The organism is Neobacillus niacini (genome assembly GCF_031456445.1).
Taxonomy (GTDB): Bacteria; Bacillota; Bacilli; order Bacillales; family Cytobacillaceae; genus Neobacillus; species Neobacillus niacini_I.
Map to the genome: position 1 here is coordinate 23155 of NZ_JAVDUQ010000039.1, position 12033 is coordinate 35187.

A 12033-nucleotide genomic window follows, 5' to 3' on the forward strand; every position below is an offset into this window, starting at 1 on the left:
ATGCTTATGTAATAATCACCACCAACTTTGAACTTAGTATCTTTCATCTGGAAAGTTCTATACACAATCGTTAATTTTTTTCACATATGTGAGAAAAATTCCAATTATGTGACTGGATTTTCTTCGCCCTTTTTCGAAGTTTCAAGCCCCTTGATCATTTCAAAAGCAACATGAAGCCATTTTGCTATTTCGCACCCTTTTACATTGAGTACCATTTTCAACTTATTGCCCTCCATGCCAGGGATGACCATTCTTTCAAATTGACTGCTGATTTTAAACAGCTTATGACCGTCAATATTGCTGCTTACTTTTTCATTTACTAAAATCGTTACATCATGTTTCACTTGCTTTATTTGTTCAACACCATTTAGAAGGGCATAAACCTTCATTTCAGCAATCTGGAAGAGGTATGCAACTTCATTTGGATACTCACCAAAACGGTCAATCATTTCTTCTTGAAGCTCCTGGGTATCCTCTAATGATTGAATACCTCTAAAGCGTTTATACATTTCAATTTTTTGATGTCCATCTTTAATGTAGGAATCCGGAATATACGCATCAATTTCCAGATCAATTTCAACCGTTTTTCTTTCTGCTCCCTTGAGATCGCCTCTTTTTTCCTCAATCGCTTCTTTAAGCATTTGGGAATATAAATCAAAACCTACTGAATCAATAAATCCATGCTGCTGCGCACCTAATAGATTACCAGCACCACGTATGGATAGATCTCGCATTGCAATCTTAAATCCGGAACCTAGCTCGGTAAATTCCTTAATTGCCTGTAAGCGTTTTTCAGCTACCTCTGTCAAAACTTTATCCTTTCTATACGTAAAATACGCATAGGCAACACGATTGGATCTTCCAACCCGGCCGCGCAGCTGGTATAGCTGTGAAAGTCCCATTCGATCGGCATCAAAGACAATTAACGTATTGACATTTGGAATATCAACACCGGTTTCAATAATCGTTGTGCTGACGAGAACATCAAATTCTCCAGATAAAAAGCTTAACATCACGGACTCTAGCTCATTTTCCGACATCTGTCCATGCGCAAAAGTTACACGGGCATCCGGTACAAGCATAGAAATTTCCTCTGCCTTCCGTTCAATATCCTCTACCCGGTTATATAAAAAGTATACTTGTCCGTCACGGGCGAGTTCCCGTTCAATGGCTTCTCTGACAAGCGATCCATTATACTCCATTACATAGGTTTGCACAGGGAAACGGTTTTCAGGCGGCGTTTCGATCACTGACAAATCCCGAACCCCAAGCATGGACATGTGGAGAGTCCTTGGAATGGGCGTCGCTGTTAACGTTAAAACATCGACATTCGTTTTTAACCGTTTGATCTTTTCCTTATGTGTAACTCCAAACCTTTGTTCTTCATCAATAATTAACAACCCTAAGTCCCGATAGATAACATCCTTTGACAGCAGGCGGTGTGTTCCAACGACAATATCAACCGTGCCTGCCTTCAGTCCTTTTATCGTTTCCGTCTGCTGTTTTTTCGAACGGAATCGGCTTAACAAACCAATATTAATGGGGAAGTCCTGAAATCTTTCCCTTAAGGTTCCAAAATGCTGCTGGGCTAGAATGGTTGTTGGCACAAGAAACGCAACCTGCTTGCCATCGGATATGGCTTTAAACGCTGCACGAATAGCAACCTCGGTTTTTCCATAGCCTACATCCCCGCAAAGGAGCCGGTCCATTGGTCGCGATTTTTCCATATCCTTTTTAATCTCACGAATTGACCGTAACTGATCATCTGTTTCTTGGTAAGCAAAGTTTGTTTCGAATTCTCTTTGCATGTCACCATCAGGCGAAAAAGCATAACCGACGGCCGCTTCACGTTCGGCATACAGTTTAATTAAATCATCTGCAATATCTTGGACAGAGGATTGAACTTTCTTTTTCACCTTTTTCCAATCGGTTCCGCCAAGCTTATAAATTTTCGGCTCTTTTCCTTCTGATCCGACATATTTCTGGATTAAATCAATTTGTTCAACAGGAACATACAATTTATCCGTCCCTTGATAACGAATATGTAAATAATCCTTATGAATTCCGTTAATTACCAGCGTTTCAATGCCAATGTACTTTCCTATTCCATGATTTACATGAACTACATAATCACCAACTCTAAGCTCCGAATAGCTTTTAATTCTTTCCGCATTCGATAGTTTTTGCCGGCTAGCAGATTTTTTCACTCGTTTATTAAATAATTCTTCCTCCGTAATCACGGCTATCTTTTGAATGGAAAGTTCAAATCCAGTTTGGAGATTTCCTCTCATAATCTGAACTTTACCTGGCATTGGATCCTGCCCTTCGCCTAAAAGTGAGGATTCAATTTCATAATCCTCTAAAACCCGCTCCAGCTTTTTTACCCTCTCGGCATCCGGTCCCAGCACAAGGACAGAGTAGTTTCCCTTTTTCCAGCGGTCCACTTCCGCTTTAAGCAAATGCATTTGTCCATGGAAGTTTTGCATTGGCTTACAAGAAACATTAATAATATTTTGCGGACTGGTATTTGCCACATGACGAAGAAATAAGGACATATAAAGAACCGGAAAATTCTTTTTTTGTAAAAGCCCATGGAGGTCATATGAAATAACCAGGTCATGGATAATCTGTCCCTCGCCTAATAAGGAGGTATACCAATCTGCTTCCTCCTTGACAAGGGATTCATTCATTTCATGAACCCTGCTGATTTCATCAATAAATACTAAGCCGTTACTCGGAAGATAGTCTAGTAAACTACCAGCATTTTCATAGGCAAGTGATAAGTACTTATAGACTTGGTCAGGCTTTTGTCGGTTTTTTAGCAGCTCTAATTCATAACCAATATTTTGCGCGAGCTGGATTTTAGCTTTTTCATCCTTTAATTTTTTTAAGCTTTTCGCTAAACCTTCTTCCAATCTTTCAACAATTCGGCTGTAATTTTTCTCTTCGAAAAGAATTTCTGTTGCAGGACCTATTAGGATTTCTGAAATCTTTTCCTTGGAACGTTGGTCCTCAAGGGAAAAATAACGGATGGAATCAATTTCGGTATCAAATAGTTCAATCCGAAGCGGGTCTGATTCTGTCAGTGGATAAATATCTATAATGCCGCCCCGTACGCTAAATTCTCCAGGAGTTGACACCATTTCTACTCTGACATACCCCATCTCAACAAAGGTTGTAAGCGTTCTCCCTATATCTAAATCTTCCCCTAATTTTAAGGAAAGCTGGTAGTTTTTCCACATAGCCTTCGGCGGAATAATTTTTTTTAAGCCCGAAATAGGGGTTATTAAGATTCCACGGCTATTTTTACTCCAATGGTTCAAAGCTTCAATTCTTTGAGCCTTTAATTCCGGACTGGCAATACTCATTTCTGCAGCGATGAGTTCATTTGCCGGGAAAAGAAAAACATCCTTTTCATTTACTAGATTGACAAGGTCATCATATAGCTTTTGTGCCTGCAGCAAATTATACGTAACGAACAGGATCGGTCTTTTCATTTGTTCATAAATGGATGCTGCAAAGACGGTCCTAGATGACCCTGATAACCCTGCAATTAACTGTTCCTTTAGACCTTCTTGCATTCCGGAAATAACAGAATATATATCTTCCTGCCGAAGGAATAATGACGTTAAACTGTTCAACCTAATGTCCTCCTCTCTAACCGAAAAGCGGAAGCGCCTTGCTCAGGGGCGATATAGAGCAACTTATCGATTGACTAGCGTAGCGAAGTCAGAGATTAGTTGCTCTTAATGCGTACAAAAAGCATTAGCTTTTTGTAGCCAAGCATAAGACGAGCCGGCAGGAAGGTTGCTCTTTAACCTTCATGACGGATTGGCTTATGACCTAGAGCCCCTAGGCGCTGGAGCTAGACAGTATACAAATTTCATATATTATAAAAGTTTTAAATATCAAAACAGAAAAATGCTTTGGAGTGCATCCAAAGCTAGTTAATGAATAAGAAAATCATATTGATGGTATTCTGGAGTCCGTTCCAAAGCTTCCTGGCAGTCTTCACAAATCGAAGTGATGTGAATATCTCCAGATGGATCGTACGCAACCATTTCTTGTCTTTCCCGTTCAGTTAACTTATCAAGACCAAGCGTTTCGCTGTGTATAGATGATTGTTCAATAGAGCCTAATTTTGTACCACAATGCCTGCAATGATAATGGATGGCCACGCCTGTCCCTCCCTATTCTTCGATTCAATTATAGTATTAACCTAAATAAGGGGAACTTATTCATTTATAAAATGCGTAAAACCAGGTATAGGATATACGCTTTATTCTATGAAAGAATGGCCTATCTCATGAACATTTACTGATTAAAATCATTCATTACCTGTATAAAGGGCTTTTCCAGCCAAGCTTCACAAGCATCAACACTTTTTTGAACAACTTCTTGAACCTGCGGCTGCTCTTCTTTATGAAATCTCCCCAGAACATAATCAGGCACGCTCATTCCATTTTGCGGCCGGTCAATGCCGATTCGAATTCTGTTAAATTGCTGCGTGCCAAGATGAGCCACTGTAGACTTAATTCCATTATGGCCGCCTGCACTTCCCTTTTGGCGAAGACGAATTTTCCCGACAGGTAAATCCAGGTCATCATAAATTACCAAAAGATCTTCTAAATCGATATCATAATAGTCCATTACGGCACGAATCGATTCCCCGGATAAATTCATATAGGTAAGAGGCTTTAACAATAGAACCTTGTCCCCTTTATAGAATCCAATCCCATACAAGCCTTTTAACTTTGATTGATCTAATCGAATATCGAATCGGCGTGCCAACTCATCAATGACATCAAAGCCAACATTGTGCCTCGTATGTTCATATTGCTTCCCCGGGTTTCCTAAACCAACCATTAGTTTCATTTTTCCCACCTCTTCCGGCCCAGACCACCTTTTAAAAAACTTTCGAAGCATAAATTCCTCTCCAATTATTTGCTATAAGTAAAAACTGCAAAAGACGTAACCTTTGTTCAGGTTACGTCTACTACTATTAGTCTCCAATTGGTTCCGTTTCTCTTCCTTCTTCTTGATCAGGATGACCGCCTTCTTGCTGTTCACCTGCGTTAATTTCCTCTTCCTGTTTAGGAGGAAGAATCGAAGCAACCACTTCTTCCGCATCATGATTAATCGTAAATGACCCTTGATAGAGGATATCTGCAATGGTTACATTTTCACCAACCTGCAAGTTTGTGACATCTACTTCAATCTGAGCCGGAATATTGTCTGGGGTAGATGTAATAGACAATTCGTGAACAGGCTGCTGCAGAACCCCGCCGTCCTTCACACCTGCGGCTTCACCGGTAAGCACAAGTCTGACCGATACATTGATTTTTGAAGACTTATCAACTGCTAAAAAATCAACATGAGTTATTTCCTTTTTTATGCAATCCTCTTGATAATCCTTTAAGACAACATCATGCTGATCTCCGCTGACATCAAGAGAAAAAACACCATTCCTGCCTACTGAGCGAATCGTTTTCGTCAAATCACCAGAATTAATATAAACAGGCTTGCTTTCAACCTTTGCACCATAAATAACAGCTGGAATATTACCAGTATCCCGAATTTTCTTTAAAGCAGAATGACGAAATTCATTGCGTTCTTTTGCTTGTAAAACAGTACTCATGAAAAGTCACCTTCCTATTTAAGTTCACTTTACGAAAAGCGGAAGGCGCCTGCTTATCGGCGACAAGCATAAGACAAGCCGGCAGGAAGGTTGTTCTTTAACCTTCATGACGGATTGGCTTATGACCTCGAGCCGATGGCGCCTGAAGCTAGACACTATAAAATTACCCCAAAATAGGAAGGTCTAAACATTTTAATTCGACCAAATTCGGGTGGTCTCTTGTACTGATTAATCAAATAATGTACTTACAGACTGTTCCTCATGTACACGGATAATGGCTTCACCGATTAGCGGCGCTACAGAAAGATTAATGATTTTATCAATCTTTTTCTCTTCTGGAAGTTCGATTGAATTGGTAACGACTAGTTCTTTAATTTTTGAATTTTGAATTCTTTCAATTGCCGGGCCACTTAAAACTGGGTGTGTACAGCTGGCATAAACCTCAAGAGCACCGTTTTCCACTAATGCATTGGCAGCAAGGGTGATCGTTCCAGCTGTGTCAATAATGTCATCGATTAGAATGGCTACTTTTCCATCAATATTACCCACGATATTCATAACCTCAGCAACATTTGGTCGCGGACGGCGTTTGTCAATAATCGCAATCGGAGCTTTTAGGCGATCAGCCATTTTTCTTGCTCGTGTTACCCCGCCATGGTCTGGAGAGACAACGACAATATCTCCGTCTAGTGCTTTGTTCTTAAAGTACTCTGATAAAATTGGCACACCCATAAGGTGGTCAATAGGAATATCAAAGAAACCTTGAATTTGCGGTGCATGCAAATCAAGACAGATTACACGGGTGGCTCCGGCTGTTTCAAGCAGATTGGCTACTAATTTAGCTGTAATTGGCTCACGGGCACGTGCTTTACGATCTTGGCGGGCATAGCCATAGTAAGGCATTACGATATTAATCGTTTTTGCAGATGCTCTTTTTAACGCGTCAATCATGATTAATAGTTCCATGAGATTCTCATTAATCGGATTGCACGTTGACTGAATGACGTACACATCACAGCCGCGGATACTTTCTTCAATATTAATTTGGATTTCCCCGTCACTAAATCTTGTTACGGAACATTTTCCTAGCTCTACTCCAATTACTTTTGCAATTTCTCTTGCCAAGGGAAGATTAGAATTTAAACTGAATACCTTTAAATTTGGATCTAAATATTGATTTGACATGATGGGCCTCCATTATTCTCGCTTATTTTTACAAATTAAGCTTTTGAACGTAGTTTTCCTTATTTACTTGCTTCGCACGGGCAATCGACAATGCCTCCCCAGGTACATCCATGGTAATGGTGGAACCTGCGGCAACATACGCGCCCTTTCCAACTGTAACAGGGGCAACAAGATTTGAATTACAGCCAATAAAGACATCATCTTCTATTTTGGTTAAAAACTTATTTTTACCATCATAGTTAACCGTGATGGAACCACAGCCGATGTTTACATTATTGCCCACTTCTGCATCGCCAATATAACTTAAATGTGAGGCTTTGCTTCCCTTGCCAAATACGGCCTTTTTAATTTCAACGAAGTTTCCAATCTTCACTTCATCTTGAATCGCAGAATCTGGTCGAATATGGGCAAATGGTCCAATATTAACATTTTTGCCAATTGAGCTTTTATATGCTGCTGATTGGCGGATGACGGTTTCATTCCCGACTTCACATTTGTCGATCTCAGAATGCGGGCCAATTTGGCAGTCAGAACCGATAACTGTCTTACCCTTTAGAATGGTCCCCGGATAAATCACTGTATCCTGGCCAATTTGTACATCTGTCTCAATATAAGTGTTATTTGGGTCAATGAGCGTTACCCCATTACGCATATGACCTTCATTGATCCGGTTCCGCATAATCTGCTCTGCCATGCTAAGCGCAACTCGGTCATTCACACCAATCGTTTCTTCAAACTTATCTGTTTGGAAAGCGGTAACAATTTCACCTTGTTCCTTTAGAATCTCAATAACATCCGGTAAATAGTATTCCCCTTGAACATTATCATTTGAGACCTTTGTTAAGGCTTCAAAGAGAGCCTCGTTGTCGAAACAATACGTCCCAGTATTAATTTCATTAATGGCCCGCTCCGCTTCGGTGGCATCTTTGTGTTCAACAATTTTTTCAACTAATCCTCGGTCATTTCGAATGATCCGGCCATAGCCTGTTGGATCTTCAATTCTTGCAGTAAGAATGGTTGCTTTTGCTGATAGTTCTTGATGATGTTTAAATAAGGCTTCCATCGTTTCTGCACGAATTAATGGAGTATCACCGCAGACAACAATGGTTGTTCCCTTTTTACCAGCTAGCATTTCTTCAGCCTGCATGACAGCGTGTGCCGTTCCAAGCTGTTGATCTTGAAGAGCATAAAGGCTTCTTTTACCTAATTGGGCCTTTACCATTTCTGCTCCATGCCCAATAATCGTGACCATTTCTTCTATATCCAGCTTTGTTATTTGATCCACAACATGCTGAACCATTGGTTTTCCGCAAACCGGGTGCAGCACTTTATAAAGCTTTGATTTCATCCGCGTTCCTTGTCCCGCGGCTAAAATCACAGCATAACGATTAGACATGAACATGCCTCCAATTACCTTTTTATCCATTAAAAATATTAACGTAAATTGCCTGCCTTTTCAAGGAATGTTCTGAAAGTGTCTAAATTTGTTATTTGGATGAATTATGAAAGTATTAGTGGGAGGATAATGGAGGTAATCTAAAAAATAAAAAGAGCCTTCATGGAAGAAAGGCCCTAGTTGTTAAAATCCTTATGAAGCTCCGGCTTCTTCAAATTCAACTTCCAATTCACCTAAGCGGTGGTACTCCGCCAAAACAGCTTCTTGGATTTTTCCGCGTGTTCCTGAATTGATTGGATGCGCAATGTCACGAAATTCTCCGTCTGGAGTACGTTTACTTGGCATAGCTACAAATAAACCGTTGTTTCCATCGATAACACGAATGTCATGAACCACAAATTCATTGTCTAATGTGATTGATGCAATCGCTCTCATTCTCCCATCCGTATTAACGCGGCGTAATCTTACGTCAGTTACTTCCATGTGCTCACACCCTTTTCTTCTAGATAAAAAGCTAGATTAATAAATTCAACAGAAATCTTAGTTTTCCTTCTTTAATTTCAAAATTTTTTAGAAAAGTTAGGGCAAATAAGTGAACATTTGTAAAAAACGGTAATTTAATTCCATTTTAAGACAAAATAATAAATATTTTATTCCACAAAAAAAGCACTCGTTTATTTAACGAGCGCTACTACTTCAATTTCAAGTAATACATCTTTCGGTAATCTTGCTACTTCTACACAAGAGCGTGCAGGCTTATGGGTGTGGAAGTACTCCCCATATACTTCATTAAGCTGTCCGAATTCATCCATATTTTTAATAAATACAGTTGCCTTCACAACCGTTTCTAATGATGCACCAGCAGCTTCTAAAACGGCTTGTAAATTTTTAAATACCTGGTGGGCCTGTACCTTAATATCTCCCTCCACTAAAGTACCTTCCGCTGTTAGTGGAATTTGACCAGAACTGTAGAACAAATTATTGACAACAATACCTTGAGAATAAGGACCAATTGCAGCAGGTGCTTGATTTGTTTGAACGATTTCCATCTGTAAACCCCTCCTATTGATTCAATGTAAAATAGTTACCTTCTTTAACATTTATCTTTTTTTCCTTTAAATCCACATTCGATAATTGCACAAGAGATAAGTAATTATCGACTAGGCGCTCTTCAATTTTCTCCGCCTCGACTAAAACAGCAATCCCGGCTACTGTTCCATTAAATTCTTCTAATAAACTAATCATACCGATGACGGTTCCGCCGGCCTTCATGAAATCGTCCACAATCAGGACCCGAGAGCCTTCTGTTAAACTCCTTTTGGAAAGTACCATCGTTTGTATTCTTTTGGTCGATCCCGAGACATAATTAATGCTTACGGTTGGACCTTCTGTTACTTTGCTGTCCCTTCTGACAATCACGACAGGGGCATTTAATTGGCTTGCTACAGCATAGGCAAGCGGAATGCCTTTTGTTGCAACGGTCATGACGACATCAATTTTTGCCTCAGAATAAGCCGATGCAATGATTCTCCCCGCTTTTTGTACAACCTGAGGATCTCCTAAAATATCGGTCAGATATAAATAGCCTCCAGGTAATAACCGATCAGGAGTTGCGATCAACTCACAAAGTTCCTGAATAAATGGCCGCGCATTTTCTTCGCTTATTTGAACTAAGAATTTAACGCCTCCAGCTGCACCAGGTACCGTCTGCAAGGTTCCAAATCCTTTTTGCTCAAATGTTTCTTTGACTATCGCTAAATCTTCACTTATAGAAGATTTTGCTGATTCATAACGATCGGCGAAAAATGTCAGCGGTACGAGCTGGCGAGGATGGTCCAGTAAATAATTCGTCATATCAATCAACCGTTCACTTCGACGAAACTTCATAATAACCTCCAAAAGACGAAAATTCTAATAAAAATATATCATTAATGTACGCATTTAATCAAGGAAAGCGAAAACAACCTAGAGGGCAGGACGCTTGTGCTAGACATCAAGGAAATGGCGTTCTCCTAACATCCTGACTGCAAAAACCTGATCACAAAATCCTCTTAGACCGTTATAGATTCGGTGCATTCTCGAATCATGCTGAACTAAACCAAAAACAGTCGGTCCGCTGCCGCTCATTAGTACAGCATCGGCACCAAAGCGCTTCATTTGATCCTTGATTAGGGCTACCTCTGGATGAAGGTTTAATGTAACATCTTCCAAAACATTCCCAACGTTTTGACAAACCTGCTGATAATCATTATTTTTTATTGCTTCAATCATTCCACTTGTGTTCGGGTGCTTCATTCCATTTAAGTCGAGGCGTCGATAGACCTCTGCTGTTGATACACCAATAAAAGGTTTCGCTAAAATCACCCAGCATGTAGGAGGAGCAGGGAGATCGGTGATAAATTCACCTCTTCCTTTTGCTAGGGCTGTTCCGCCATATATACAAAAGGAAACGTCTGACCCAATTTCAGAACCGAGTTCAGCTAGCTCATCCAATGTTAATCCGAGTCCCCATAACTTATTTAAACCTCTTAATGTAGCAGCTGCATCACTGCTGCCACCGGCAAGGCCCGCAGCAACTGGAATGGTCTTTTCAATGGAAATGACAACCCCTTTCTTGACCTGAAACCGGTCCTTTAAAATCTGTGCAGCCTGATACGCTAAATTCCGCTGGTCATCCGGAACGTAGCGGTTATGGGAAAGAATATGTATTTTATCTTGATCTAATAAACTTAGCTCAACTCGATCGGCCAAATCAATTGTTGTCATAATCATTTCAACTTCATGATATCCATCAGGACGTTTGTACAAAACATCTAATGATAAATTAATCTTGGCCGGTGCTTTTACTAAAAGCTTCACAACGTCCACCTACTTTAAAAATTCACAGTTCCACATTTTGTCCTATTTTACCACAAAACGGCCAATGTAAGACGTGATAGATAAATAATCCTGCTAAATTAAATATTTTCGCTCCAATAATTTAGTCATAAAATGGATCAAAAGGCCAGGGAGTTTCTATCCCTGGCCTGACCGTGGTGAATTTATCGGTTTAAACTGACTTCAGAAAGATATCGATCTCTTAACGTTTGTTCAACAGTTGTTGTTGGGCAAGCTCTACAGCGCGTTTTACCATATTTCCTGCGTCACGGGCTTTAATGCCGCCCCAGCCTTCTTTTTGAACTACATCATAAAAGCCAAGCTCTTTAGCGAGCTCTTCTTTAAATTGATCGGACATGACACCTCTTCTTCTGCCCATCTAAACAACCCCTTTCTTCACACACGGTATGATTAGTATGTATAAAAATTCGACTTTTCATGTTAGCTATAATCATCCATGTCGATTTTTGAAGAAAGCAAAAAGCAGTAAACCACCGTTTACCGCCCACCATTGCTTATATGTTAGCTTAAAGCTAAGTGTCCTGATGCATCTTCAAAGGTGATTTGAACGGTCTCAGTTAATACATCTGCATAGCTGTATGAAACACGCTCAAAAGCATTCTCATCTTGATCCAACTCAATGACAAATACTGAAGGGTATGTTTCCGCTAAAACACCGGAACGCTCAATTGTTTTTCTGCGTCCTCCGTTTGCCTTAAGCAACAATCTTTTCCCTAAATTTGAGTCAAGAGCCTTTTTAATATCGGCTAAGGTTTTTGGCATTCGGTCCACCTCACTATGTAAAAGTATACCACGCAGGTACCATTTTGTCAAACAAAATATAAAATTATATCAGTACGATAAAAAGATTGTCAATATTTTTTCTTCTACTTTTTCTTCTAAATTTCAACATTTCTATGGTTACCTTAACTTGCCT

Annotated in this window: 12 protein-coding genes; all 12 read right to left on the reverse strand. The window is 39.9% G+C overall.

Annotation, left to right across the window (positions count from 1 at the left end):
* Nucleotides 1-104: 104 nt before the first annotated feature.
* The 12 genes from mfd to veg all read right to left on the reverse strand — a co-directional run bounded on the left by mfd (nt 105) and on the right by veg (nt 11879).
* A complete protein-coding gene (gene mfd / locus J2Y67_RS23480) occupies nt 105-3641 on the reverse strand; it encodes a transcription-repair coupling factor (protein WP_396954132.1) in 3537 nt (1178 codons plus the stop codon).
* A 306-nt stretch (nt 3642-3947) separates the two neighbouring features.
* The gene (locus tag J2Y67_RS23485; RefSeq protein WP_310177839.1) at nt 3948-4178 is read right to left on the reverse strand and encodes an anti-sigma-F factor Fin family protein; all 231 of its coding nucleotides are present in this window, start codon (nt 4176-4178) and stop codon (nt 3948-3950) included.
* 136 nt (nt 4179-4314) lie between these two features.
* The gene (pth, locus tag J2Y67_RS23490; RefSeq protein WP_310177841.1) at nt 4315-4875 is read right to left on the reverse strand and encodes an aminoacyl-tRNA hydrolase; all 561 of its coding nucleotides are present in this window, start codon (nt 4873-4875) and stop codon (nt 4315-4317) included.
* Between the two features lie 127 nt (nt 4876-5002).
* The gene (locus J2Y67_RS23495; protein WP_310177844.1) at nt 5003-5638 is read right to left on the reverse strand and encodes a 50S ribosomal protein L25/general stress protein Ctc; all 636 of its coding nucleotides are present in this window, start codon (nt 5636-5638) and stop codon (nt 5003-5005) included.
* A 228-nt stretch (nt 5639-5866) separates the two neighbouring features.
* Nucleotides 5867-6823, reverse strand: a complete 957-nt coding sequence (locus J2Y67_RS23500) for a ribose-phosphate diphosphokinase (protein WP_310177845.1) — start codon at nt 6821-6823, stop codon at nt 5867-5869.
* Between the two features lie 28 nt (nt 6824-6851).
* Nucleotides 6852-8219: a bifunctional UDP-N-acetylglucosamine diphosphorylase/glucosamine-1-phosphate N-acetyltransferase GlmU gene (gene glmU / locus J2Y67_RS23505; RefSeq protein ID WP_310177848.1), complete on the reverse strand. Its 1368-nt coding sequence runs from the start codon at nt 8217-8219 to the stop codon at nt 6852-6854.
* A 192-nt stretch (nt 8220-8411) separates the two neighbouring features.
* On the reverse strand, nt 8412-8702 hold the full coding sequence (gene spoVG / locus J2Y67_RS23510; RefSeq protein ID WP_003347151.1) for a septation regulator SpoVG: 291 nt from the start codon (nt 8700-8702) through the stop codon (nt 8412-8414).
* Between the two features lie 191 nt (nt 8703-8893).
* Nucleotides 8894-9268, reverse strand: coding sequence for a RidA family protein (locus tag J2Y67_RS23515; RefSeq protein ID WP_310177849.1), 375 nt, complete (start codon nt 9266-9268; stop codon nt 8894-8896).
* Nucleotides 9269-9281: 13 nt separating this feature from the next.
* Nucleotides 9282-10106, reverse strand: coding sequence for a pur operon repressor (gene purR, locus J2Y67_RS23520; protein ID WP_310177851.1), 825 nt, complete (start codon nt 10104-10106; stop codon nt 9282-9284).
* A 99-nt stretch (nt 10107-10205) separates the two neighbouring features.
* Nucleotides 10206-11078, reverse strand: a complete 873-nt coding sequence (gene ispE, locus J2Y67_RS23525) for a 4-(cytidine 5'-diphospho)-2-C-methyl-D-erythritol kinase (RefSeq protein ID WP_310177853.1) — start codon at nt 11076-11078, stop codon at nt 10206-10208.
* A gap of 220 nt (nt 11079-11298) precedes the next feature.
* Entirely contained in the window at nt 11299-11475 is a 177-nt protein-coding gene (locus J2Y67_RS23530) for a small, acid-soluble spore protein, alpha/beta type (protein ID WP_310177854.1), read from the reverse strand.
* A gap of 143 nt (nt 11476-11618) precedes the next feature.
* Nucleotides 11619-11879, reverse strand: a complete 261-nt coding sequence (gene veg / locus J2Y67_RS23535) for a biofilm formation stimulator Veg (RefSeq protein WP_026574040.1) — start codon at nt 11877-11879, stop codon at nt 11619-11621.
* Between the last annotated feature and the right edge of the window lie 154 nt (nt 11880-12033).

Bases quoted from the DNA above. Each gene is read 5' to 3' on its own strand.
- J2Y67_RS23495 (WP_310177844.1), bottom strand. From the start codon at position 5,638: ATGAGTACTGTTTTACAAGCAAAAGAACGCAATGAATTTCGTCATTCT.
- pth (WP_310177841.1), bottom strand. From the start codon at position 4,875: ATGAAACTAATGGTTGGTTTAGGAAACCCGGGGAAGCAATATGAACAT.
- spoVG (WP_003347151.1), bottom strand. From the start codon at position 8,702: ATGGAAGTAACTGACGTAAGATTACGCCGCGTTAATACGGATGGGAGA.
- J2Y67_RS23515 (WP_310177849.1), bottom strand. From the start codon at position 9,268: ATGGAAATCGTTCAAACAAATCAAGCACCTGCTGCAATTGGTCCTTAT.
- glmU (WP_310177848.1), bottom strand. From the start codon at position 8,219: ATGTCTAATCGTTATGCTGTGATTTTAGCCGCGGGACAAGGAACGCGG.
- purR (WP_310177851.1), bottom strand. From the start codon at position 10,106: ATGAAGTTTCGTCGAAGTGAACGGTTGATTGATATGACGAATTATTTA.
- veg (WP_026574040.1), bottom strand. From the start codon at position 11,879: ATGCCAAAAACCTTAGCCGATATTAAAAAGGCTCTTGACTCAAATTTA.
- J2Y67_RS23500 (WP_310177845.1), bottom strand. From the start codon at position 6,823: ATGTCAAATCAATATTTAGATCCAAATTTAAAGGTATTCAGTTTAAAT.
- J2Y67_RS23530 (WP_310177854.1), bottom strand. From the start codon at position 11,475: ATGGGCAGAAGAAGAGGTGTCATGTCCGATCAATTTAAAGAAGAGCTC.